The sequence below is a fragment of the Bradyrhizobium sp. Kon56 genome, assembly GCF_055807635.1.
In genome coordinates this window covers 129,847-154,073 of the sequence record NZ_JBVVOU010000001.1, presented here as the reverse complement: position 1 = coordinate 154,073, position 24,227 = coordinate 129,847, and the positions used below count along the sequence as shown (strand labels likewise).

Below are 24,227 nucleotides of genomic sequence, written 5' to 3'. Positions count from 1 at the left end.
CTGGTGGAACGATGTACCTGCTCGCACTGACCGACTTCAATCTCGTCGCCCGGCACGGCGGCTTCGGACGGGCCGCACGCGCCACCGGACGCCCGAAAGCCACCCTGTCCCGGCGGGTCGCCGAGCTGGAAGCTGCCCTCGACCTGCGCCTGTTCGAGCGCGGGGCGCGCACCCTGAAACTCACACAGGAAGGACGCGCCCTTTACGAGCGGACGGGGGCCTTGCTCACCGAGCTCGATGAGACGGCGACAGCGATCGCCTCAGGTGGGGACAGGCCGCGGGGGCGCTTGCGGATCAGCGCGCCCTTGCTGTTCTCGCAGACTGCAATGGGAAACCTCGCGGCCGGGTTCGCGCTCAGATATCCGGAGATCCGTCTTGAGGTCACGACGGAAGATCGCTCCGTCGACATGGTGGAGGAAGGGTATGACCTCGTCATTCGGGTCAATCCCGATCCGGATGACAGCCTTGTCGGACGAATCTTTCTGCGCGATCGGCTGGTGGTCGTGGCAAGCCCGGACCTGAAACGACCGAGGGAGGGCATCGCTGTGCCGGCTGTCATGCGCGGAGCGGGCGACCAGCTGACAAGCTGGGAAGTCACGATGCCCAGTGGAAGGTCGCGGATCGCGATTGATCCGGTCCTTCGCCTGTCATCGCTCGTCATGGTCCGCGACGCGGTCCGGGCCGGCGTCGGCGCCGCGCGCCTTCCGGTGTCACTGGTCAGTCACGACCTGACTGCCGGCACGCTGGTGCATTGGGGCGACATGGACGGACCAGAGATCGCGTTGTGGACGCTCTATCCATCGCGCCGGCTGTTGAGCGCGCGCGTCTCCGCCTTCCTCGACTTCATGAAAGAAGCCTTTCCGATGGGGACGCCTGACGAGCTGGCGGCGTTTATCGGGAGATGAGCGGGTGGCGCGCGCTGCTCGCGCCTGACGGTCAGGCGTGCTCCTCCGCCTTCGTCCCCAGCGGCCTCGGCGCCATGCCGCCGCCCGGCTTGAGGTGGAATTCGTAGCTCATCAGGTGCCACTGCCCGTTCGCCTTGCTGCCGTCGGGCATCGCCGCATCGTTGCGCGGCTCGACCTTGGCGACGAGGTCGTCCTTCACGCCGAACACCACGTCGGAATCCAGATATTTGTCGCCGTCCATGAAGACGTGGGTGATCAGCGGCTCGTAGCCCTTGGCATTGACCAGGAAGTGCACATGCGCCGGGCGCATCGGGTGGCGGTTGGTCTGCACGATCATCTCGCCGACCGGCCCGTCGGTCGGGATCGGGTAGCTGCACGGCAAGATGGTGCGGAAGAAGAAGCGGCCGTCGCTGTCGGTGATGAAGCGCGCCCGCGCCGAGGCGCCGACCTCGTCATAGTTCGGCTTCTGCGAGTCGTAGAAGCCGTCATCGTCGGCATGCCAGACGTCGACGGGGACATTCGCGAGCGGCTTGCCCTTGAGATCGGTGACACGGCTCTGCACGAACATCCGTTCGCCGGTTTGATTGTTCGGAGAGATGTCGGTGCCGTGCGCCGTCACCTTGTGCTCGCCGACATAGAACGGCCCGAGCACGGTAGTCTGGGTGGCGCCCTCGCGCTCGCGGTGGTTGACCGCATCGACCAGCATGGAGACGCCGAGGACGTCGGACAGGAGGATGAATTCCTGCCGGGTGTCCGTGCATTTCTGGCCGGTGCGGGTCAGGAAATCGATGGCGTATTCCCACTCCTCGAAGGTGAGGCCGGTCTTGGTCACGTAATCGTGCAGCGACTTCACCAATTCCTGGAGCAGGAATTTCGCGCGGGGGTCGGGTGTCCGGTCAAAGCTCCGGACGACGGCTTCGGTGAGTTCGGTCTCGTTGAACTGGGTCATGGTGCGTTTGCCTGCGTTTTCTCATTGGCCCGTCGGGGATCTTTTGGGCTGCTTGGAGGCGTTCCAACGTGAAGCCTACACCAAACAGCCGGCCGGCGTTAAGCGCGACCGGGTTGGAATGAGACCGCCATATCGGCTATCAACGTCGGACAAAACTGCCCGGAGGAACTGATGCTCGCCCCCACCCCCGCCTCGCCCGAATCCGTGGGCATGTCCAAGGCCGCGCTCGACCGCGTCGATGCGCATCTGAAGAGCCGGTACATCGATGCCGGTCGCTTCCCGGGCACGCATCTCCTGGTCTATCGCCGTGGCAAGATCGCCCACAGTACGGTGCAGGGTTTTGCCGACGTCGAGCGCAAGCTGCCCGTCAAGGACGACACGATCTATCGCATCTATTCCATGACCAAGCCGCTCACCAGCGTCGCCTTCATGATGCTGGTCGAGCAAGGCCTCGTCGCGATCGATGAGCCGGTCGCCAAGTACATTCCGGAATGGAAGGATCTCGGCGTGTTCGTCGCCGGCACTGCGCCTTCCTTCCTGACCCGGCCGCCGTCGCGGCCGATGCTGATCGTCGACCTCCTGCGCCACACCTCCGGCCTCACCTACGGCTTCCAGCAGCGCTCGAACGTCGATGCCGCCTACCGCGCCGAAAAGATCGGCGAGGTCGAGAAATCCGGCACGCTCCAGACCATGATCGAGAGCCTTGCAAAAATCCCGCTGGAGTTCTCGCCGGGCGAGGCCTGGAATTACTCGGTTTCGACCGACGTGCTCGGCTACCTCATTGGCAAGATCTCCGGCATACCCTTCGAGCAGTTCCTGAAACAGCGCATTCTCGATCCACTCGGCATGACCGACACTGATTTCCACGTGCCGGCTTCCAAGGCCCACCGGTTCGCTGCCTGTTACTCGGCCGACCCGGGTGGCGGCATGACCTTCCATGCCGGCCAGCGCCGCGAGGGCCTGACGTTGCAGGATGATCCAACCAAGAGTTCGTTCCTCTCACCGCCGTCCCTGATTTCGGGCGGCGGCGGGCTGTGCTCGACGACGGCCGACTATCTCACCTTCTGCCGTGCGCTGCTCAATGGCGGCGAACTCGGCGGCGTCAGGTTGATCGGGCCGAAGACGCTGGCGCTTATGACGACCAACCACATTCCGGGTGGACGCTCGCTGCCGGAAGTGTCGCGCTCGCTGTTCGCGGAAGCCGCCTACAACGGCATCGGCTTCGGCCTCGGCTTCGCCGTGACGATGCGCCCGGCCGAGACGCTGGTCGCCGGCAGCCCCGGTGAATACAATTGGGGCGGCGCGGCCACGACTTCGTTCTGGATCGACCCGGCCGAAGAATTGATCACCATCTTCATGACGCAGGTGCTGCCGTCGAGCGCCTACCCGCTCCGGCGCGAGCTGCGCAGCATGGTCTACGCTGCGATCACCGAGAGCAATCTCTGAGAAAAATGCACCGATTCCGCGGCATCAGAGCCGCGGGATCAAGCCCCGCTCATTTCAACATCTCCGGCACGATCAGGCGCGGCAGGAACAGGGAAACGCTGGGCCAAATAATGAGCGCCGCCAGCACGAGCAGCATGGGGATCAGCATGATCACCGTGTCCTTAAGCGCATAGCGCAGCCGTACCCCGGCGATCGAGCAGGCGATCATCAAGCAGAGGCCATAAGGCGGCGTCACCAATCCGAAGGCGAGCGAGACGATCGAGATGATCGCAAACTGCACCGGATGAAGGTCGACCGATTTCGCCAGCGGTTCGAGAACGGTGCCGACGATGATGATCGCCGGAATGGCGTCGAGGAAGCAGCCCACCACCAGAAAGCAGAACGCGATGAAGAAGCCGGCCCCGATCGCGCCCATGCCCCAGGTCGAGACGTTAGCCAGCAGTTCCTGCGGAATCCTGTAATAGGCCAGCAGCCAGCCGAACGCGCTCGCGGTACCGACGCAGAACAGCGCCACGCCGGCAAGGCGCCCGGTATCGAGCAGCGCCTTGTAGAGTTCGCGCGCGCCGGTTTCACGGTAGAAGAACGTCGACAGCGCCACGGAATAGAGCACTGCGACGCAGGCGGATTCGGTCGCGGTGAACCACCCCAGCAGGATGCCGCCGACAATGATGAACGGCGTCATAAGCGCCGGTATCGAGCGCCAGATGGCGCAGCACATCTCCCTCCAGGTGTCCTTCGGATAGGTCGGATAGCCCCGGCGCACGGCATAGATATGCACTGTTGCCATCTGCGCGCCCGCGATTAGCAATCCCGGCACGATGCCTGCGAGGTACATCGCGGCGATCGAGGTCGAGATCAGTCCGCCCCACACGATCATCAGGATCGAGGGTGGGATGATGACGGCGAGCACGGCCGAGACCGCGGTGATGGCGATCGAGAACGAGAGGTCGTAGCCCTCCTTGGTCTGGGCATCGATGAATATCTTGGACTGGCTCGCCGCGTCCGCGGTGGAGGATCCGGAGATGCCGGCAAAGAACACCGACAGCACCACGTTGATCTGCGCCAGCGACCCCGGCCAGTGCCCGACCATCGAGCGGGACAGCGCGACCAGCCGGTCGGTGATGCCGCCGATGCTCATCAGATTGGCGGTGAGCAGGAAGAACGGGACCGCTAGCAGGATGAATGAATTGTAGGCGTTGAAGGTTTCCTGCGCGAGCGTCATCAGCGACAGATGCGGCTCGATCAGCAGGATCGGCACGCAGGCAAGGCCAAGCGCGAAGGCGACCGGGACGCGGATGATGAGCAGGCCAACGAAAGTACCGAACAGGACCATTGCGGCCTGCCCGGCAGAAAGAACATTGCCGCTCATTGATTTGCCCCAAACAAAATCCGCATCTCGTCGACGATCTGTTCACCGGCGAACACGATCCAGGTCACGCCGGAAATCGGCCAGGCGACGTGGATCAGCCAAAGCGGCAGATCGGCCAGCTCCGAAGTTCTGTTCCAGGCAAAGCGGGTGAACTCGATTCCGGCGGTTACGAACACCAGTGCCAGCGCCAGCACGCCGAGCCGCGCGAGAATCCGGACCATGGCTTCGCTTCGGCGTGACAGGTCAGGCCAGACGTCGACTTCAAAATGCTGCGACTCTCTGATGCCGACCATGGCGCCAATCATGATCGTCCAGATGAACATGAACCGCGCCATCTCCTCGGTCCAGATGTAGGACGGAATCAAAGGCGTGTAGCGCGAGATGATCTGCAACGTGACCGGAATGACCAGCATACCGACGGAGGCGGCGAGCAGGATTTCCAGCAGTTTTGCATAGGCCGCCGTTGCTCGGCGCCATGGCGACGGGTTCGGTGGCATCGATATTTCAGTCATCACGACTCCGGGGGATCACAATCACGCAATGGGGCAAGCCGTCTGGCTTGCCCCGACGTCCTGTCGCGTGGGCGGCGACAGTTTTCAGACGACGTTGATCTTCTCGAAAATGCCTTCCGCGCCAATTTCCTTGGCGTAGGTGGCCATCACGGGATCGGCGAGCTTCTTCATGGCGTCCCGTTCTTCGAAGGGAACGCGCTTGAGCTTCCCGGCCTTCTCCAGCGTGTCGAGCTTGACGACTTCTTCACTCGACTCCAGTTGTCGGCCGTAGTCGCCGGCCTCCTTGCCGGCCTTCATGATCGCGTCCTGCAACTCCTTCGGCAAGGTCTTTAGCGTCTTCACCGAGAAGCAGATCGGCCGGATCGACACGGCGTGTTGGGTCAGGTTGAGATGCGGAGCCACTTCGTAGAACTTCATCGCCTCGACGCCGGCCGCCTCGTTCTCGCCGGCCGCAATCACGCCGTTCTGGATCGCGTTGTAGATTTCGTTGTAGGCGATCACCGTCGGGCTCATGCCCACGGCCGCAAAGGTCTTCGACCAGATCGGCGCGCCCTGTACGCGCACCTTGAGTCCCCTAAGGTCGGCGAGAGTCTTGAGCGGCTTGTTGGCGAAGATATTGCGGATGCCACCGCCGGAATAGCCGATCAGAACGACCTCGGCCTTGGACGCGACTTCGTCGGCGATCGGCGCCAGGATATTGGCTTCGACGACCTTGTTCATGTGGTCGATGCCCTTGAACACGAAGGGCGCGTCGATGAACGGGGCCGCCTTGGCGAAGGTCGACATGTGAGCCGGCGAGACGATGCCGTAATCGACGGCTTTGCCCTGCGACATGTACTCGAAATATTGCTTTTCGAGGCCAAGCGAGGAATTCCTGTGCAGTGTGAAGTTGACGGGCTTGCCGTAGTACTTCTTGACCAGCTCTTCGAACCGGAGCAGGGCCCGGTTGAAGGCGTGGTCGTCGTTGAACTGGACCGCGCCGTTCAATGTGATCGGCGACTGTGCCCTGACGATTGACGGCATGCCCATCGCAGCCGCCGCAGTGGTCGCGCCGAGCCCAGCGAGAAATGATCTTCGCTTCATCGTCTCCCCTCCTTTTGATGCTCCGGCCCTGTCGCCGGGCCGTGAGCGCAGCCGGTATGCGGCTTGCGAGTGGGAAGCGTATGGAAAACCTCGGCGGGACGGAAGTCATTTCACGCGCGCGGGAGGCCCTCTTCGTCGCAGGGCCACCCCTTTCGCGAACTGCTGCACTGCAACTTGCGCTCCTGCCGGTGCGTGGCAGGCCGAGGGGAGCAGCCTCTCTTAGCAGACAGACGGCGTGCGGGCCCGTGCGCTGCACGCACAGACCCGCCTTCCACTGCCGCTTAGTGCATGTGGCCGATCAGATAGATGCCGCCGCCGATCACCAGCACGGCCGGCACGGCCCAGAGAATCAGAACTGGCATTTGTCATCCTCCTCAGTTGGACGTGCAGACCTTGACGGTCTTCATGCCGGCTTCAGCTTCGGTGCGCGATTTGTAGATCGCGCCCGATGGGCTGACGACGGTCATGGACGTGTCCGTCGGCTTCTTGTCGACGATTGTGCACTTCTTCGTCTTGACGTCCTGCACGACATAGAACTCGTCGGCCGCGAACGCCGGCAGGGATATTGCGGAAAGCATCAATGCTGCAGTTACTATCTTCAACTTCATTTGTAGTCCTCCTCCAGAGCCCGAGCCGTCAGCCCGGTCATCTACAAACGGGAAAAAGCGGCAATTAGTTCCCTGAGCCGGGAACGCTGTCCGCAATGAGGGGTTGTTGCGGCGCATGTTCAAACGAGGAGAACGAGATGAAGAAGTTGTTCCTGCTTTCCGCCGCGGCGGTCCTGATGTCGACCGGTGCTTTCGCGCAATCGACCGTCGTGACGACGACCGGGACGGGCCACGCGGCGGCCGTCCAGATCGAGCCGCAGTACCGAACCAAGATCAAATCCTACGTCACCGAGCATCGCATTCGCCCGGTGACCACGAAGGAAAAGATCGTTGTCGGTGCGGCGGTGCCGAGCGACGTCGAGCTTGAGGCCGTTCCCGCAGACTGGGGTCCGTCGCTGACGAAGTATCGCTACGTCTACTCCGGCGATCGCGTGATGCTCGTCGATCCCGGTACGCGCACGGTCGTTCAGGAAATTGATTGATCCAGGTGTAAGGGGGCCGCCTTGAGGCGGCCTCCCTCTCTGGGAGCTGACATTATGAAATCGCATCGAGAGGCCCGGATCGCCGGGCTCAGCCTGGCGGCCGTGTACGCCATGTGTCTCCTACTGACCGCAATCAGCATGAGCTGAGGCGCAGCCGCGGACCGCGCTGCAAAATCTTCTTCCTGGGCGGCGCGTCCGAACGCAAAAATTATTGGCGTAGCGCAAATCCCGCCCCTATGGTCTCCCAAAATCATAAATCCGGCGCTCCCCTGCGCTGGAACCGGGACGCCCGCGTTTGTCAAAGCTCACTTTGCCGGTCCGGCTCGCTCTTCTGGTGACGGGAACGATGTTGCCGCTGATCGTCTTCGCGGTCGGCATTGCCGTCTACAATTACAAACAGGACCGCAACGACGCGACCCGCCGCGTGCTGGAGAATGTGCGCAGCATGCGCCTCGTGCTGGACTCCGAGGTGCAGCGGATGACCGGCGGCCTGCAGGTGCTTGCACTGACGAATTCGCTGCGCAACGACGACTTCCAGAGCTTCCGCCGCATCGCGCTCGGCTTCGTCGACCAGTACGGCAAAGGCGGCCTCGTGCTGATCTCCGATCGCAAGGGCCGGCTGTTGTTTTCCTCCGCGACCGAGGACACCGCAAGCCTGCCGCCACGCGGTCATCTTGAGATCATCGAGAAGGTGTTTGCGACCAGGTCGCCGCAATATTCCGACCTGTTCACCGGCGCGATCAACGGCCGGCAGGTGCTTACGGTCGAGGTTCCGGTGCTCCGCGACGGCGAAGTGATCTACGACCTCTGCTTCAGCCCGCCGGTCAGCACCTTTCAGGACCTGGTGGAAAAGCAACGGCCCGACCGGGATTGGACGGTCTCCCTGCTCGACACCAAGGCTATCGTGTTCGCGCGCACGCCGAACCCTACGGAGATCTTTGGCAAACGGGCTACCGGCGCACTGTACGAGAGTATGTTGCGCACGCCGGAAGCCGCACTCTCGACGGTTTCGCTCGACGGCGTCGCGTTGTCCACCGTCTATACGAGGTCGCGGCTGACCGGCTGGACCATCGTGGCCGGCGTCGCCGAGACCTCGCTAATCGCTCCGCTCTGGCGCAACATCGCGATCACCAGTTTTATCGGCGGCGTCCTGCTGCTGACCGGCCTGACCTTCGCGGTCCGGATGGCGACCACGATCGCGCGCGGCGAGATGCTGCACGATCTCCTGATCGACGAGCTCAACCATCGCGTCAAGAACACGCTCGCGTTGATGCAGGCGATCGCGGTGCAGACCTTCCGCAGCGCCAGCCGGGACGAGCGGGTAAAATTCGAGGGCCGGCTCGGCGCGCTGGCCGAGGCGCATAATTTGCTCAGCCAGGAGAAATGGGCGGGCTCCGAGCTGCGGGACGTGATCGCCCGCGCGCTCCAGCCGTTCCTGCTGAATAATCCGGAGCGCATCCGCATGGCCGGACCCGCGGTGCCGCTGTCGCCGCGGCTCGCCGTGGTGCTGTCGATGATCGTGCACGAGATCGCCACCAACGCGGCGAAATACGGCGCGCTATCCAACGAGACCGGCCGGGTGACGCTGGAGTGGCAGGTCGTCGCCGATGCGCCGAAGCCGCGGCTGCGCCTGATCTGGACCGAGATCGGCGGACCGCCGGTGACGGCGCCGGTGCAACGCGGCTTCGGCTCGCGCCTGATCGAGCGCAGCGCGCGCGACCAGCTCGGCGGCGAGGCAACGGTCGACTTCCTGCCCCGCGGCGTGGTCTGCACGGTGATTTGCGCGCTGGACGAGGCGCGATGAACGGAGGCCGGCAATGAAGATCACTAGGGTTCGCACGCACATTCTCGAAGCAAAGCTGTCGCAGCCCTTTGCCTATTCGCGCGCCTGGTACGACACGCGCACCGCAATGCTGGTCGAGATCGAGACCGACAATGGTCTTATCGGATGGGGCGAATGCTACGGTCCGGCACGCATGACGGCGGCGGTAGTTCGCAGCATCGAACCATGGCTGATCGGCGAGGATCCGTTGGGCACCGACGTGCTATGGCAGATGGTCTACGCGCGCTTGCGCGATCACGGCCAGAAGGGCGTCGTGATCCAGGGAATGAGCGGCATCGACATCGCGCTATGGGACATCAAGGGCAAGCATTTTGGCGTACCCGTGCATCAGCTTCTCGGCGGCGCCGCGCGCAAGCAGGTTGCCGCCTACGCAACCGGTCTCTACCGGCGCAAGTCAGGCGATCCGCTGACCTATCTGTCGGAGGAAGCGGCGGGTTATGCCGCCGAGGGATTCCGTGCCGTGAAGTTGAAGGTCGGTTTCGGCATCGCCGAAGATGCCGCAATCACCCGCGCGGTGCGCGAGGCGATCGGCCCCGATGTCGCGCTGATGGTCGATGCGAACCACGCCTATGACGCGGTCGCGGCGATCCGGCTCGGCCGCCTGATCGAGCGCCATGACATCGGATGGTTTGAGGAGCCGGTGCCGCCGGAGGATGTCGCGGGCTATCGCGCGGTGAAATCCGCGCTCACGATTCCGGTCGCCGGCGGCGAGTGCGAATTCACGCGCTTCGGCTTCCGCGAGCTGTTCGTCTCGCACGCGCTCGACATCGCCCAGCCCGACACCTGCGCGGCGGGTGGTTTGAGTGAATGCAAGAAGATCGCCGACATGAGTGAGGCGTTCGGCATCCGCTACAATCCGCACGTCTGGGGCACCGGGATTGCGATCGCCGCCTCGCTCCAGCTCCTCGCGGTGCTGCCCTCGCAAACGCCGACTTCGCTGTCACCGCTCGAGCCGATGCTGGAATTCGACCGCACTGAACATCCGATCCGGCAGGCGATTTTGCAGGACCCGATCGAGCATGCGAGCGGCGTCGTGCGGGTGCCCGAGGGGCCGGGCCTCGGTATCGAGATCGACCGCGCCGCGCTAGCGCGCTTTGATGCGGAGGCCTAACCGATCGTCTGCAACGTCGGAAACGTCTCCAGCAGCCAGATGCTCACGTTCGAGACCGCGCCGGTGAGGAATCCAATACCGGTGATCACCATCAGGACGCCCATGGCACGCTCGACATTGACGAGATGGCCCTTCATGCGCGCGAACAGGGTGGAAAACTGCTCGATCATCAGGGCAGCGATCAGGAAGGGAATGCCGAGCCCGGCCGAATAGACCGCGAGCAGGCCGGCGCCTCTCGTCACTGTCGCTTCGGCGGCGGCGACCGAGAGGATCGCGGCGAGGATCGGGCCGATACAAGGTGTCCAGCCAAAGGCAAAGGCCAGCCCCATCACATAAGCGCCCCAGAGGCCGACGGGCTTGGGCGCGGTCAAGCGTCCCTCGCGCATCAACAGGCCGATGCGCGTCAGGCCGAGGAAGTGCAGGCCCATGACGATGATGACGATGCCGGCGAGGATCGAGAGTTCGGCCGACCAGGCCCGGATCAGCGCCCCGATCAGCGAGGCGCTGGCGCCGAGCGCCACGAACACCGTGGAGAAGCCGAGCACGAACAGGAGTGCCGACATCATGATGGCGCGTTTGGAGGCCGATGCGGGCTCTTCGCTTTCGACATGCTCGATCGTCGCGCCCGTCAGATAGATCAGGTAGGGCGGGACCAGCGGCAGGACGCACGGGGAGAGGAAGCTGACGAGGCCGGCAATCAGCGCCGCCGGGATCGAAACATTTTGCATGATGCAGTCGGAACCATCTCTGGCGCCGATGCGGCGCGCGGGGAATGCGCGCGGCCCGGAGCCGAACCGGCTCTGGTGTAGCCGATGCCAGCGAATGCGCAACAGAGGCGCACAAAACCAGGGCTCCTCCCGATGCCGTCTGTGATCACAGATGCGGCACCGGGACACGCACAAATCTCGCCAAAAAGCGAAACTCGGCGGCGCGGCTACTTCACCACGCGGAGCAGCGGACGCCGGGGCTGGTCCTGCGTCTGCTTGGAAGGGGGCTGCGGTTCGCTCGTGGCCGTCCGCAGCATTTCGTCGCACAGTGCCTTGAGATCGGCACTGTCAATTCCTTTGAGCTTCATCCGCACGTCCAGGATGACAATGGACAGCAGCTCGGCCGACTCACGGCTATTGCTCTCGTTGAGCACCCTGCGGCACTCTTCGAGCGTTTCCAGCACCGACTGCAACTGTTCGTCTGAATGCGACACGGCGTTCTTTCCGCTAATTCGGCCTGTGAGACGTGGTTGTGACGACCCCTTTGGCCCCCATGGAGCGTCGAGGATAACACGAGGCCGCTACGCCCCCGAACATGATTTCAGTGTGTTTCTGCCTTGAAACCGCGGTTCCGGCGCGTATCGCGTCGCGCCGCCGGCCGTCGAAACGCTCAGTCGTAAAGCGCTCGATCGTAAAACGCTCGCTCGTAAAACGCCTGGCGTGCTGCAATTGATCCATCGTGGAAGGCACCTGCTCTCGCGCAAGGACGTTCATTGCGGACAATGCCGACAATCCCGCAGGCAAGTCACGGCTCACAACGGAACTCACGCCACACCCCCTCATACGGGCGATGGTTTGCCCGATTCCTAGCCCTTGTTCCTAGGCTTGGCAGCACCCGAATACCACCTGCGGCGTAGTAAGGATGACGTTCAAAACTCGTCGTTCCCCAACCCGCCGTGGTTGTGGTTTGCCCGAGATTCTGCCAGTTTAGCGACCCGAAGGGACTTGTATGCACTCCTTGGCGGAAAGGGGCGTTCCTCTGGAGGAACGCCCAAAGACAAACGTCAGCGGCCTCTCGGACTGGGATGCGGCGCGCATTTTCCTGGAAGTTGTCCGATGCGGAAGTTTCCGCTCGGCGGCCGAGCGCCTGTCGCTGTCGATCAACGCCGTTCGCCGCCGGATCGATGATTTCGAACGCCAGACCGGCACCACGTTGTTCACCCGCGACGTCCACGGCACCCGTCTGACCGACGAAGGCGCGCTGGTGGTCTCCGCCGTCGAGCAAATGGAGGCGGCTGCCTTCGACGTGCTGCGCACCAGCGATTCGACGGCGAACGCCCTGTCCGGCGAGGTCCGCGTCGCCGTCACCGAGGGACTTGGCACATTCTGGCTCGCCCCGCGACTGGTCGAATTCCAGCAGACCTATCCGAAGATCCTGGTCGATCTGCATTGCGCGATGCGTTCGGCCGACGTCTCCCGCCATGAGGCCGACGTCGCCATTCACCTGTCGCGGCCTTCGGCGCTCGACGTCAAGCTGGTGCGGCTCGGCCGCATGCATCTGATGTTCTGGGCCTCCGAGAAATACATTTCAAAACATGGCGCGCCGCGCTCGGCGGCGGAGTTGATCAAGCACCGCCTGGTGCTGCAGTTCGCGGACCAGCTTGCTGCCAAGCAAACTTTCGAGAGCTTCTTCCCCGGCGTTCCGGAACGTGACCTTCTGGTCATGAAGACCAACGTCTCAAGCGCCAACTACTGGGCGGTCGCGAATGGCGCCGGAATCGGCGTGTTCCCGAGCTACGCCATTGCGCTTGGCGGGAAGTTGATTCCACTGGAGGTCGAGCTGAACAGACCGCTGGATATCTGGTTGTCCTACCATCCCGGTAGCGGCCGGATTCCGCGCGTACGACACATGATTGACTGGCTGATCGAAGCCTTCAATCCGGCGCGTTTCCCGTGGTTTAAGGAAGAGTTCGTGCACCCGCATGAATTCAAGGACGAGTATATGGGCGAACCCCTGACCCAGCTCTTCGGGGGGTTTTCAACCGAAGACCGATGAGAAAAAAGATGAAGACAGCGGCGAAGAGAATGAAGCAGCGCAGTGCCGGCAAGCCGGACATTGAGCTGGGCAAGCGAATCCGTCTACGGCGCGTCGAGATGAAGGTCTCGCAGGCCGAGCTCGGCGAGAAGCTCGGCGTCAGTTTCCAGCAGGTCCAGAAGTACGAGAAGGGCGTCAATCGCGTCGGCGCGGCCCGGCTTCAGCAGATCGCCACCGCCCTCGATGTGCCCGTGACCTTCTTCTATGACGGCGACAACAAGGCGCGCGAAGTCGAGAGCCTGCTCTTCCTGGACTCGGCCTTCAGCCTCCGCCTGCTGCGCGCCTACAGCAAGATCAAGGACCAGACGGTGCAGCGTCAGCTCGTCTCGCTGATGGAATCGATCGCGGCGAACGAAGCCTGAGCCGATCGGCATTCGTGCCTGTCTGCCCGATGTTCAATCCGCCGCGTCACGGGGCGCGGCTGGATTGAACGAGACCCGGACGAGATATATCCGGCCCGCGCTTGCGCGGACTTCTCGGGGCGGCATGATCGCCCTTTTTGTTGACCATTTTTCCCGCCGTCGCCCGCGGTTTGCGCGAACCCATTCCGGCCCTGTCGCGACCCAATCCAGAGACCGCGTGCCTTGCGCATGGGGCTCGCGATGCGCCGTGCTTAAGGGAGCCGCAACCGGGAGGCGCTAGCCTCCCGCCGATTTCTCGAATCAGCCCGACGAACCGGGAATTGCCGATGCGAGCGCCCGTCCGGGCCTCGCTCTCATAGGGACGATGGGACACATGTCGAAGCGCCATGCGATAATCATTGCCGTCGGCATGCTTGCGAGCGCCTCTGCGCTTGCTCAGACCGAGACCATTGGACAGGCCGGGCCTAAGCCGGCGACTGCGGCTGGCACGGTGCCGGCCATCGCCAATCCGGCCCACGCAGCCGCACCGAAAACCGCCGCGCCGGCGGCCGCATCTACGGCGGAGAGCCGTTCGGCCGCAGCGCTCGCGCTGACGCATGAGCCGACCTATGACGAAGGCTCCGCCCAGCGCATCAAGGATGCGGCGCTGAGCTATTCCGATCTGGCCGTGCGCGGCGGCTGGCCGACGATCCCGGCGGACGCCAAATTCGCGCCCGGCGCCCAGGGCGCCAATGACGATCTCCTGCGCAAGCGGCTGATCGTCTCCGGCGATTTTTCCGCCGACAAGGCGAGCGGCGCCTTCGACCAGGATCTCGCCGACGCCGTGAAACGCTTCCAGGCCCGCCACGGCCTCGCGCCGACCGGAACGATGACGCCGCGCACGATCGCGGCGATGAACGTGCCGGTGCAGAAGCGCATCCGGCAGCTCGAGGCTTCGCTGCAGCGGCTCGAGAACATGAATTTCGGCTTCGGCCAGCGCTATGTCGTGGTCAACATCCCCGCCGCCTTTGCCGAAGCGGTCGAGAACGACGTCGTGGTAAGGCGCTATCGCGTGATCGTCGGCAAGACCGAAAAGCCCTCGCCAACGCTCACCGCCCAGATCAGCAGCGTCGTCCTCAATCCCACCTGGACGGTGCCCTCCTCGATCGCCAAGACCGAGATCTCCGCGCATATGCGCAAGGATCCCACCTATCTGTCGCGCATGCACATGGAGGTGCTCGACGCCCACGACAATCCGATCGACCCGAATTCGGTTGACTGGTCGGGCACGCATACGCCGAATTTCACCGTGCGCCAGCACAACGGCACGTTCAACGCGCTCGGCGCGGTCAAGATCGACATGCCGAATTCCTATTCGGTCTACATGCACGACACCAACCAGCGCAATCTGTTCAGCGATGATTACCGCTTCGATTCCCACGGCTGCTCGCGCGTCGACAATGTGCGCGATCTCGCCGCCTGGCTACTGAAGGACCAGCCGAAATGGAGCCGCGCCGCGATCGACGCGGAGATCGCCAGCGGCCAGCATCTCGACGTCGCCATGGCGAAGAAGGTGCCGGTGGCCTGGATCTACCTCACGGCGTGGATGACCAAGGACCAGACCGTCCAGTTCCGCAACGACGTCTATAACCAGGACGAGCAGCTGCTGGAGGCGACTGCCGAGGAGGCGGCCTTCTTCAGCAATGCCAGCAGCCATCCGCTGACCGCGCACATGACGCGATAGATCGCGCCATGCAATCGCGGCACAGGCGGCTGCAAAGCCAGGTCCATTGCCGCGGTTGACCCTGGCCTCGCCCCGGCCGAACATTGCGCTTCGCCAACGAAAGCGCCCGCGATGTCCGACATGTCCAGCACGACCGAAATTCCCTACGCCGACGGCAAGATCCTCAAGCACACAGCCAGTGGCGTCGGCGTGATCACGTTCAACAATCCCGACAAGCGCAACGCGATGTCGCTGGAGATGTGGGAGGGATTTGGCGAGGTGCTGACCGCCTTACGCGATGACGCTGCCGTGCGCGTCGTGATCCTGCGCGGCGGCGGTGGCAAGGCATTCGTGTCGGGCGCCGACATCAGCCAGTTCGAGAAGACGCGCCATAACGCCGCCGCTTCCGAGGAATACGCAAAACGCAGCGCGGCCCAGCGCGCGCTGCTCGCCGACTATCCCAAGCCAACGATTGCCTGCATCCAGGGTTTTTGTCTCGGCGGCGGCATGCAATTGGCGATGCTCGCCGACATCCGCATCGCCTCCCATGGCAGCCAGTTCGGCATTCCCGCGGCGAAGCTCGGCATCGCCTATGGCTATGACGGCTTGCGGCACCTGGTGTCACTGGTTGGCCCGTCCTGGGCACGGCTCCTGATGTATACGGGCATGCGCATCGATGCGTCGGAAGCGCTGCGCATCGGGTTGGTCGAGCGCGTGGTTCCGGAGGATCAGCTCTGGGGCGAGACCATGGGCATCGCCGAGACGATCTCGCAAAATGCACCACTCGCGATCAAGGCCGCCAAGCTCACCATCGCGCAGGTGCTGAAGGACGAAAGCGCGCGCGACATGGAGGCAATTAGGGCCGTCGGCACGGCTTGTATGGACAGCGCGGATTTTCGCGAAGGCCGACAGGCGTTCATGGAGAAGCGCAAGCCACAGTTCCAGGGACGGTGATTCCGTCATTGCCACGAAGCGCAGCAACGACGGCAGGCAACGTGAACATGCATTCAGGAAGATTAAATTCCCACGGCCCCGCAACACCATAGCAACCAGCTGATTTGCTGGAAGTTCTCTCGCCATCAAACGAGGGAGATTGCGATGAAACTGAAATTTGCTGTTGTTGGTCTGGCTGCCCTGGGCGGCGCCGCTCTCGCATCAGGACAGGCACTCGCAGCGATGCCGAACGGCATTCCGCAGGCCGACCGTATCGCGAGCGGCCCGGCAGCCGACGTCGATCAGGTGCGCTGGGTCTGCAACCCCTGGGGTCGCTGCTTCTGGCGTCCGAATTATTACGGCGCCTACGGTTTTTACGGCGGCCCGCGACGCTTCTACGGCGGCCGTCCGTGGGGCTGGGGCGGCCACCGCCACTGGCGTCGCTGGTGAATTGCGAGGGGCCGCGAGGCCCCTCTTCCTTGACTACAGCGCCGCAAGCACCGCCTTCGTGATGTCGGCGGTTCCGTTGCGGCCACCAAATTCCATCGGCTTGAGACCGTCGGCATAGACCTTGTCCACCGCACGCTCGATGGTCTCGCCGGCCTCGGCCGCTCCTTCGACGCCGTGCTTGTCGGCGAGCCAGTCCAGCATCATTGCAGCCGACAAGATCATCCCGGTGGGATTGGCTTTGCCCTGCCCCATGATGTCGGGCGCGGTGCCGTGGCACGGCTGGAACACTGCGTATTTGTCGCCGATGTCGGCCGAGGGCGCCATGCCGAGGCCGCCGATCAGGCTCGCGGTGATGTCGGAGACGATGTCTCCGAACATGTTCTCCATCACCATCACGTCGAAATCCCAGGGACGCTTCACCAGCATCGCCGAGCAGGCATCGACATAGAGCCGGTCGGTCTTCACCTCCGGATGACGCTTGGCGATCTCGTCGAAGATGCCGCGGAAGAACGCAAAGGCCTTGAACACGTTCGCCTTGTCGACGCAGGCCAGCGCGCCGGGCTTGCCGCGCGCCTTGCGCCGCTCGGCGAGGCGAAACGAGAACTCGAACAGGCGCTCGGACGTCTTGCGCGTGATCACCATGGTTTCGCGCGCCTCCTCGTGGGTGACGACGCCCTTGCCCATCGAGGCGAACAGGCCTTCGGTGGACTCCCTGATCACGACGAGATCGATGCCGCGCTGGTCGGCGCCGACGATCGGGCTCGGCACGCCCGGAATGAGCCGCGCCGGGCGCACACCGGCATAGAGATCGAAGATGAAGCGCAGCTCGATCTGCGGCGCGATCTCGGTGTTGTCAGGATAGCGCACCGACGGCAGGCCGCAGGCGCCGAGCAGGATCGCGTCCGCCTCCTCGCACAGCTTGATGGTGGTGTCCGGCATCGACTTGCCGGCGGCGAGATAATGATTGGCGCCCGCCGGCCCCTCGGTGAAGCGAAAGCTCAGGCCGGATTTCGTCTCGATCTTGCGCAGGACTTCGATGGCCGGCGCCATGACTTCGGGACCGATGCCGTCACCGGCAAGCACGGCAATGTGGAAGGCATTATTTGCGGACATGGGAAGCCTCAGGAGGAGCGAGCTAATCGTCATTGCGAGCGAAGCGAAGCAATCCAGAACTGCATCTGCGGAAACACTCTGGATTGCTTCGTCGCTTCGCTCCTCGCAATGACGGAGGATGGAGCGTTGGTTACGGCGTCAGCACCGTGCGGCCAACCACCGCGCCCTGCTGCAGCTGCACCAGCGCGTCGTTGGCCTTGGCGAGCGGCTGCCGCGTCACGGGGATCGGCGCTATGTTCTTCGCTCGCACCAGGTCGAGCAGCTCCTGCGTCTCGCGCAAATTGCCGACATAGCTGCCCTGGATCGTCACCGCCTTGATCGGAATCAGCGGCAGCGCCCAGGTCGCACCGCCGCCGAACAGGCCGACGAGGACGAGCTTGCCGCCCTTGGTCAGGCAGTCGAAGCCGAGTTGCGTGGTGGCGGCGTTTCCGACGAGATCGAGCACGGCGCGGATGGGACCACCGGCTTTCTTGGCAAGCTGCTCCAGCGCGTCGGCCGCCTTGGGATCGACGGTCGCGAGCGCGCCGGCTTGCTCCGCCGCTTCGCGTTTCTTCGCGTCGATGTCGACCATGATCGCGCCCTTGCCGCCCATCGCCTTCAGCAGCGACAGTGCCATCAGGCCAAGTCCGCCGGCGCCGAACATCACGATCGGCGTGTCGAAGTGCTGCTCGAGCTTCTTCAGCGCGCTGTAGGTCGTGACGCCCGAGCAGGCGTAGGGTGCAGCTGACGCGGGATCGAGGCCTTTGAGGTTGAGCAAATAGCGCGGATGCGGCACCAGCATGTGGTCGGAATAGCCGCCGTCGCAATAGACGCCGAGCGAGCGCGGCGTCAGGCACATGTTCTCGTCACCGGCGAGACAGGTCGCGCATTTGCCGCAACCGATCCAGGGATAGACCAGCCCGACATCGCCGATCTTCACGTCGCCCTGGTCCGACGACTTCACGTCCGGGCCGAAGGCGAGCACCTCGCCGACCGTCTCGTGCCCCATGGTCAGCGGCAGGTTGATGCCGCGATCCTTCAGCGAGAGCGGCTTGCGGCCGTGGCCGAGATCGTAGCCACCTTCCCAAATGTGAAGGTCGCTATGGCAGACGCCGGCCGCCTTCACCTTGATCAGCACCTGCGTGCCGGACGGTTGCGGCGTGGCCTCGTCGAACTCCTGCAGCGGCGCCTTGAAATCGGCGACCTTGAAACTTTTCATTGGCGTCCTCCCGGATATTTTTCTTGTCGTCGCCACCATGGCATGGGCGGCGGGACGAGACAAACTCGGACCTGTCTAATTTAGGCTGACGGATGATGGCAAGCCGGCCACGCGCAACGCCGCATTGCTTGCCACAGCGTGGTATCCGTCAGACTTCCCGTGAGACTTGCCGTCAGCCTTGCCCTCAGCCTTGCACGGCTGTTTTGCCTGACGGAATTGGCGCATTGTCGGTGAGCCCGATCTCCGCGCGCAGTCCGTCCGTGTGCTCGCCAAGAACGGCCATCGTCTTGCCCGGTGTTGTATCAGCACCGGTCATCCGGAACGGCAGATTGAGGACCTGGAACGAGCCGCCTTCATCCTCGACAGACGAGAGCGCCTCTCGGTGCGCGAGCTGCGGATCGGCCAGTGCTTCGGACACAGTGCGGTAGGCCGAGGCCGGCACGCCGGCCGCACCTAACGCGACAAGACAGACATCGGTCGAGAGCTGCCGCGACCAGGCCTCGACACCGTCCATCAAGTCGGCCCAATGATCGCGACGCGCGGCGTAGGTGGAGAAGCGCGGATCGGAGATCCATTCGGGGCGGCCGATCACTCCCATCAGTCCCTGAAACGTCTTCTCGCTGGCAACCGTGATCATGACATAACCGCTCGCCGTCTCGGTCGGCCCGAACATCGGGCGCGGCGGCGGCTTCACGGTGAACTGCGAGTTCTGCAACTCGATCAATGTCAGCGTCAGCATCGATTCCAGCATGGAAACGTCGATATGCTGGCCGAGCCCAGTCAGGGTGCGCTGGTAGAGCGCCGACGCGATCGCGCCGAACCCGTAGGTGCCGGTGACGACGTCGGCATGGTAGATGCCGCAATAATCCGGGCGGCTGCGGCCGGGCTGATAGGCGAGATGCGCCATGTCGTAGCCCGAGGCTGCATGGATCACCGGCGCATAGGCCGGCAGCTCGGCCGACGGGCCGCTCTGGCCGTAGCCGGAGATCGAGCAGTAGATCAACTTCGGGTTGACCGTGCGTATTCTGTCATAGTCGAGCCGCAGCCGATGCATCACGCCCGGGCGGAAGTTCTCGACCAGGATGTCGGCAGTCGCGGCCAGCCGGCGGACCGCCTCCTTGCCGTCCTCGGACTTGAGGTCGAGCACGACGCTCTTCTTGCCGACGTTGAGCTGGCCGAACACGGTGCTGCAGCCCTTGCGCAGCGGCGGCCGGGTCCGCATCGTCTCGCCGCCGTCGGTCTCGATCTTGATGACCTCGGCGCCCATGTCGGCGAGCATCCGCGCACAATGGGGACCGGCGATGGTGGTCGAAAAATCCAGGACCCTAAGGCCGGCGAAGGCCTTTGGCGTGGTCCCCTCATGCTTATCTGATAGCTGCATGCCTGCTTGCGTCCTTGAGTCACTTAGGAACTTATCGAAGTTCTCTGTTGTTGGTGCGCCGACCCTAGAGGGCGGCCGCTGAGTAGGAAAGTCTTTACCGAACAGACACGTCTCGCGGGCGGGCTTGGGAATTCCAGGGCAACTGGACCCGTTCTTGCATAGCAGCAATCGGGCTCCGGCAGAGGGCAGCAGTTCTTGAGGGTCTTGTTCGTTACGACAGAAATGGACGACTTTGTCCGCGTCGGCGGACTTGGAGCCGTTTCCGCTGCACTCCCCCGAGCCCTTCGTCCTTTCGCCGACATCCGGGTCATGTTGCCCGGCTATCGCGACATCATCGAACAACTCACGCATATCCAGGTCGTTGGCCGCTGTCCGGCGTTCGCGGAGATGCCGGCCTGCTCGCTCGGCCGCGCCGCGACCAAGGACGGCCTGCCGGTCTATGTGCTGTTGTGCTCGCAACTCTACGACCGGCCCGGCAACCCCTATGGTGACGAGTCCGGGCGCGACTGGCCCGACAACGACATCCGTTTCGCGCGCTTTGCCTCGGCCGCCGCTGAGCTGGCGATGGGCACGTTGGACAAGGATTGGGCAGCAGACCTGATCCACGCCAATGACTGGCAGGCTTCGCTCGTGCCGGCCTACCTCGCCTGGCGCGGCTCCAAGCTGCCGTCGATCCTGACCATTCACAACCTCGCCTATCAGGGCCTCTTCCCGAAGGACTCGCTGCGGCGGATCGGCGCGCCGGAGAGCTCCTTCCACATCGACGGCGTCGAGTTCTACGACCAGCTCTCCTTCCTCAAGGCCGGGCTGGTCTACGCCTCGCATCTCACCACAGTCAGCGGCACCTATGCGCGGGAGATCACCACGGATGAATTCGGCTGCGGTCTCGAGGGCCTGCTTCGAGTCCGCTCCGACGCGGCCGAACTCACCGGCATCCTCAACGGCATCGACGAGAGCTGGGACCCGCGTTCCTGCGCCCAGCTTGCCCAGCAGTTCGGCGCCGGCGACTGGGTCGGCAAGAAGGCCAATGCGGATTACGTGCGCAAGCAGTTCGGGCTTGCGGTGTCGCGCGGCCCGATGTTCGGCATCGTCGCCCGGCTGGTGCACCAGAAGGGCATCGACCTCGTGCTGGCGGCGGCCGACGAGATCGTCGATGCCGGCGGGCAGATCGTGGTCACCGGCTCCGGCGAGCCGGCGCTCGAGCAGGCGCTAATCGACGCGCATCGCCGGCGGCCTGACGCGATCGGGGTCGTGATCGGCTTCAACGAGGCCCAGGCGCGCCGCATCTTCGCCGGTAGCGACTTCACATTGATGCCGTCACGCTTCGAGCCCTGCGGGCTCAGCCAGATGTACGCCCAGCGCTTCGGCTCGCTGCCGATCGGCCACCAGACCGGCGGCCTCGCCGAGACCATTACCGACGGCGAAACCGGCTTCCTGTTCTCAAAACCTTCGCATGAATCCTTCCTCGGCGGCGTCCGCCGTGCGTTCTCCGCCTTCATGGCGCAGGACCAGCTCGACACCATGCGTCGCAGTGCGATGGGACGGTCGTTCTCCTGGAGCATCCCGGCCGGCAGCTACAACGCGCTGTACCGGAAGCTGGCGGCGGTGTGAGGCCTGCGTGTCCTCGTCATTGCGAGCGTAGCGAAGCAATCCAGACTGTTTTCCGTGGCAGCAGCCTGGATTGCTTCGTCGCAAGAGCTCCTCGCAATGACGGTGGTTTGTGGCAACGGCGGAGGACTTCACCCCCTCCCGCGCACATCCATCTGCGACCGTCCGATCCAGGCACGGTTGAGGCACCGCGTCATCCAGTCGGGCTGCGGCTCTCCGCGCAGCCGCGCTTGCGCTTCCTGGTAGGGACCGACATAGCGCAGCCGGTCTGGCAACCTTGGATAGACCCGCCGTATCCATCGCAGCGCCTTCTCGGCGGATCTGGTGTCACGCTCGTCAAGCTCGAACCCGAATCCCACACGCAAGCTTTCCGGCAGCAGGCTCGCGGTGAGCGCGCGATACCAGCGCGGCGGACGCAACCACGGGCGCGCTCCACCAAAGATCTGCGCGGCGATCTCACGCGCGGCCGGGCTGACGGTCAGCGTATCCGACTGCGTCATTGCCGCGGTGTAGGCCGCAAAGCCGGACCAGTCCGCCGGCAGATCGTGCGCCGTCAACCCGAACAACGCACCGAACAACCGACTCTCGGCCCAGTAGCGTTCGCGTTCGTCCGCCGAGAGCGGCGGCAAGACCAGATCATGCGCCATCAGCGCGGTCTCGACCAGCGTGGCATGAACCCAGCGCAGCGACGGGATGTCGTTGGCACAGTAGCGCGAGCCTGCCGCGAATGGACCGACGGTCTCGGGCATCTCGCCGACGATCATGCTGTGGCGCCGGTGCAATTGCCGCGACGACAACAGCGCGCGGTCAAGCGAACCGAACACCATGGCAAAGACGATGTCGAAGGTGCGGTGAAATCGTCCGATCGGATCAGCGAGGGTTTTCGAATGCTCGGCGATGGCGGCGGCGACCCAGGGATGCGCGAGTTGAAGGAGCAGCGCCCGGCCGGCGCCGAGAAAGATCACGGCCTCGCGGTCGATTTGCCAGGTCACCGTGTCAGGGCCGAACACGCCGGCGACCGGTCCCGCCGCGTTGGCGCGGACGGTATCAAGGGCAGATTCAAGTTCGCTCCCGGACACCACCTGCAGGGACTTTCGATTGCGGACCAGGACCGACAATCCGCAAGGCATGTGGCAATTCGATGAAGGGGACGATCGCTTGCGGCCCTACTCCGCCGCCATCGGCATCTCGTCCATATGTTCGTGCAGCACCACGCTCGCGAGCGGATCGAACTCGCCAACCCACGGCCTTCGCTCAAGCACTGACTTTGTGTGCGAATAGCCGGCATCCCAGCGCCGCATGATGCCGGACGGACTGAAGTCGATATCCTTGGTGTGGCTCTCGCGGTCGAGCTGCGGCGCAAGCAGGCGCACGACATGCATCCTGGTCGGGCAGCCGTAGTCGATCAATTCCCTCACCGCCGGATTGCTGCGCTCGCTTTCAGGCAGTCGCGCGGCGAGCTGGCTAATGACGTGGCGCAGGCGATGGGTTTGCTGCTGGCGCGTGATCTGGCTCGCGATCCGGCTGGAATATTGCACATCCTTGTGCCGGTTCAGCACCTCCGCCATCGTGGTCGGCTCGGCGCCGGCGGGATTCCACAAATGCACGGCGAGGATCAGCGAATTTTTGCGCGGATTGTCGTCGAAGACGGCCTCGGTCGGCGTGTTCGACAGAATGCCGCCGTCCCAATAGAGCTCGCCGTCGATGCGTACCGCCGGAAACGCCGGCGGCAGCGCGCCCGAAGCCATGACATGCTTCACCGTCAGCTCGCCGTCGCGGCTGTCGAAATAGCGCATCTGGCTGCTGCGGACGTGAGCGGCGCCGACCGTCAACCGTGGCGCGCAGCGGTTGATCCGGCCGAAATCGACAAGCTCGAGCAGCGTCCGCTCCAGCGGCGCCGTCGAATAGAAGCCGGCGTGATCGGCTCCGAGCGGATAGGAATCGCCCGCATGCGCCAATGGATTGGGACGGAAGAAGCCGGGAATGCCGTGGGTCAAGGTCGACCAATAGGCGAGCTTTTCATTGAAGCCGGCAAACGGGGTGCGCAGATTCCAGACCGGATTCTGCTCCATCCGTTTCCAGAACTGCTTCAGGCGCAGCAGCCGCTGGTCAGGCGCGTTGCCCGCAATGAGCCAGGCATTGATGGCGCCGATCGAGGTGCCGATGATCCAGTCCGGCTCGATGCCGGCCTCGTGCAGCGCCTGGTACACCCCGGCCTGATAGGATCCGAGTGCACCGCCGCCCTGAAGCACCAGCACCACCTGGCCGGGCAGATCCTTCGACACGCTGGTATCGCGCTTCACATCGTTCATATTCTGCTCCCTGAGAGCCCGTACCCTTGCCATGTTCGCTCCTAGCGACCCTATGTTA

Annotated in this window: 23 protein-coding genes; 11 read left to right on the top strand and 12 right to left on the bottom strand. The window is 63.9% G+C overall.

All coding sequences use genetic code 11. From position 1 onward, the window contains the following. The first annotated feature begins 11 nt into the window (after positions 1 to 11). Positions 12 to 905: a LysR family transcriptional regulator gene (locus AC0L3B_RS00700; protein ID WP_473379974.1), complete on the top strand. Its 894-nt coding sequence runs from the start codon at positions 12 to 14 to the stop codon at positions 903 to 905. 31 nt (positions 906 to 936) lie between these two features. On the opposite strand, the gene AC0L3B_RS00695 is transcribed toward AC0L3B_RS00700, so the two are convergent. Next, on the bottom strand, positions 937 to 1,854 hold the full coding sequence (locus tag AC0L3B_RS00695; protein ID WP_473379897.1) for an intradiol ring-cleavage dioxygenase: 918 nt from the start codon (positions 1,852 to 1,854) through the stop codon (positions 937 to 939). A gap of 171 nt (positions 1,855 to 2,025) precedes the next feature. Here AC0L3B_RS00695 and AC0L3B_RS00690 point away from each other — a divergent pair, with 171 nt between their 5' ends. Then, complete coding sequence (locus AC0L3B_RS00690) at positions 2,026 to 3,300, top strand: serine hydrolase domain-containing protein (protein WP_085352118.1); 1,275 nt, start codon at positions 2,026 to 2,028, stop codon at positions 3,298 to 3,300. A 49-nt stretch (positions 3,301 to 3,349) separates the two neighbouring features. Here AC0L3B_RS00690 and AC0L3B_RS00685 read toward each other — a convergent pair whose 3' ends face one another. The 4 genes from AC0L3B_RS00685 to AC0L3B_RS00670 all read right to left on the bottom strand — a co-directional run bounded on the left by AC0L3B_RS00685 (position 3,350) and on the right by AC0L3B_RS00670 (position 6,872). Then, positions 3,350 to 4,669 carry a TRAP transporter large permease gene (locus AC0L3B_RS00685; protein WP_018457100.1) on the bottom strand — a complete coding sequence of 440 codons (1,320 nt, stop codon included), beginning with the start codon at positions 4,667 to 4,669 and terminating at the stop codon, positions 3,350 to 3,352. Then, positions 4,666 to 5,181: a TRAP transporter small permease gene (locus tag AC0L3B_RS00680; protein WP_026233300.1), complete on the bottom strand. Its 516-nt coding sequence runs from the start codon at positions 5,179 to 5,181 to the stop codon at positions 4,666 to 4,668. The genes AC0L3B_RS00685 and AC0L3B_RS00680 overlap by 4 nt, the downstream gene beginning before the upstream one ends. A gap of 84 nt (positions 5,182 to 5,265) precedes the next feature. Continuing rightward, positions 5,266 to 6,264, bottom strand: a complete 999-nt coding sequence (locus AC0L3B_RS00675) for a TRAP transporter substrate-binding protein (RefSeq protein ID WP_018457102.1) — start codon at positions 6,262 to 6,264, stop codon at positions 5,266 to 5,268. 374 nt (positions 6,265 to 6,638) lie between these two features. Beyond that, positions 6,639 to 6,872, bottom strand: a complete 234-nt coding sequence (locus AC0L3B_RS00670; RefSeq protein ID WP_026233301.1) for a hypothetical protein — start codon at positions 6,870 to 6,872, stop codon at positions 6,639 to 6,641. Positions 6,873 to 7,009: 137 nt separating this feature from the next. On the opposite strand from AC0L3B_RS00670, the gene AC0L3B_RS00665 reads away from it, so the two are divergent. From AC0L3B_RS00665 to AC0L3B_RS00655, 3 genes are all read left to right on the top strand, one after another. Beyond that, positions 7,010 to 7,354: a DUF1236 domain-containing protein gene (locus AC0L3B_RS00665; RefSeq protein ID WP_018457104.1), complete on the top strand. Its 345-nt coding sequence runs from the start codon at positions 7,010 to 7,012 to the stop codon at positions 7,352 to 7,354. A 346-nt stretch (positions 7,355 to 7,700) separates the two neighbouring features. Then, entirely contained in the window at positions 7,701 to 9,158 is a 1,458-nt protein-coding gene (locus tag AC0L3B_RS00660; protein WP_247300326.1) for a sensor histidine kinase, read from the top strand. Positions 9,159 to 9,171: 13 nt separating this feature from the next. Next, positions 9,172 to 10,308 (top strand): mandelate racemase/muconate lactonizing enzyme family protein, encoded by a 1,137-nt coding sequence (locus AC0L3B_RS00655; RefSeq protein WP_247300288.1) that lies wholly within the window; start codon positions 9,172 to 9,174, stop codon positions 10,306 to 10,308. Here the strand turns inward: AC0L3B_RS00655 and AC0L3B_RS00650 are convergent. Together AC0L3B_RS00650 and AC0L3B_RS00645 are read right to left on the bottom strand one after the other, a co-directional pair. After that, positions 10,305 to 11,036 carry a cytochrome c biogenesis CcdA family protein gene (locus AC0L3B_RS00650; protein WP_204510575.1) on the bottom strand — a complete coding sequence of 244 codons (732 nt, stop codon included), beginning with the start codon at positions 11,034 to 11,036 and terminating at the stop codon, positions 10,305 to 10,307. The two genes, AC0L3B_RS00655 and AC0L3B_RS00650, sit on opposite strands and share 4 nt — an antisense overlap. A gap of 206 nt (positions 11,037 to 11,242) precedes the next feature. Next, a complete protein-coding gene (locus AC0L3B_RS00645; RefSeq protein WP_018457109.1) occupies positions 11,243 to 11,509 on the bottom strand; it encodes a hypothetical protein in 267 nt (88 codons plus the stop codon). Positions 11,510 to 12,024: 515 nt separating this feature from the next. Between AC0L3B_RS00645 and AC0L3B_RS00640 the strand changes: the two genes are divergently transcribed. The 5 genes from AC0L3B_RS00640 to AC0L3B_RS00620 all read left to right on the top strand — a co-directional run bounded on the left by AC0L3B_RS00640 (position 12,025) and on the right by AC0L3B_RS00620 (position 16,557). After that, entirely contained in the window at positions 12,025 to 13,071 is a 1,047-nt protein-coding gene (locus AC0L3B_RS00640; protein ID WP_018457111.1) for a LysR family transcriptional regulator, read from the top strand. Between the two features lie 29 nt (positions 13,072 to 13,100). After that, positions 13,101 to 13,472: a helix-turn-helix domain-containing protein gene (locus AC0L3B_RS00635; RefSeq protein ID WP_026233304.1), complete on the top strand. Its 372-nt coding sequence runs from the start codon at positions 13,101 to 13,103 to the stop codon at positions 13,470 to 13,472. A 373-nt stretch (positions 13,473 to 13,845) separates the two neighbouring features. Further along, a complete protein-coding gene (locus tag AC0L3B_RS00630) occupies positions 13,846 to 15,195 on the top strand; it encodes a L,D-transpeptidase family protein (RefSeq protein WP_473379896.1) in 1,350 nt (449 codons plus the stop codon). A gap of 111 nt (positions 15,196 to 15,306) precedes the next feature. Then, positions 15,307 to 16,128, top strand: coding sequence for an enoyl-CoA hydratase (locus AC0L3B_RS00625; RefSeq protein WP_473379895.1), 822 nt, complete (start codon positions 15,307 to 15,309; stop codon positions 16,126 to 16,128). A gap of 144 nt (positions 16,129 to 16,272) precedes the next feature. Further along, positions 16,273 to 16,557 (top strand): hypothetical protein, encoded by a 285-nt coding sequence (locus AC0L3B_RS00620; RefSeq protein WP_085352111.1) that lies wholly within the window; start codon positions 16,273 to 16,275, stop codon positions 16,555 to 16,557. Positions 16,558 to 16,590: 33 nt separating this feature from the next. On the opposite strand, the gene AC0L3B_RS00615 is transcribed toward AC0L3B_RS00620, so the two are convergent. The 3 genes from AC0L3B_RS00615 to AC0L3B_RS00605 all read right to left on the bottom strand — a co-directional run bounded on the left by AC0L3B_RS00615 (position 16,591) and on the right by AC0L3B_RS00605 (position 20,249). Further along, entirely contained in the window at positions 16,591 to 17,670 is a 1,080-nt protein-coding gene (locus AC0L3B_RS00615) for an isocitrate/isopropylmalate dehydrogenase family protein (RefSeq protein ID WP_085352110.1), read from the bottom strand. A 130-nt stretch (positions 17,671 to 17,800) separates the two neighbouring features. Then, complete coding sequence (locus tag AC0L3B_RS00610) at positions 17,801 to 18,868, bottom strand: alcohol dehydrogenase (protein WP_085352109.1); 1,068 nt, start codon at positions 18,866 to 18,868, stop codon at positions 17,801 to 17,803. A gap of 184 nt (positions 18,869 to 19,052) precedes the next feature. Beyond that, complete coding sequence (locus AC0L3B_RS00605) at positions 19,053 to 20,249, bottom strand: CaiB/BaiF CoA transferase family protein (RefSeq protein WP_204510572.1); 1,197 nt, start codon at positions 20,247 to 20,249, stop codon at positions 19,053 to 19,055. A gap of 195 nt (positions 20,250 to 20,444) precedes the next feature. Between AC0L3B_RS00605 and glgA the strand changes: the two genes are divergently transcribed. Next, positions 20,445 to 21,860 carry a glycogen synthase GlgA gene (gene glgA, locus AC0L3B_RS00600; protein WP_039799962.1) on the top strand — a complete coding sequence of 472 codons (1,416 nt, stop codon included), beginning with the start codon at positions 20,445 to 20,447 and terminating at the stop codon, positions 21,858 to 21,860. A 128-nt stretch (positions 21,861 to 21,988) separates the two neighbouring features. Here the strand turns inward: glgA and AC0L3B_RS00595 are convergent, their stop codons facing one another. Further along, on the bottom strand, positions 21,989 to 22,987 hold the full coding sequence (locus tag AC0L3B_RS00595) for an oxygenase MpaB family protein (RefSeq protein WP_210350865.1): 999 nt from the start codon (positions 22,985 to 22,987) through the stop codon (positions 21,989 to 21,991). A 36-nt stretch (positions 22,988 to 23,023) separates the two neighbouring features. Further along, complete coding sequence (locus tag AC0L3B_RS00590) at positions 23,024 to 24,169, bottom strand: patatin-like phospholipase family protein (protein WP_018457121.1); 1,146 nt, start codon at positions 24,167 to 24,169, stop codon at positions 23,024 to 23,026. Positions 24,170 to 24,227 lie beyond the last annotated feature (58 nt).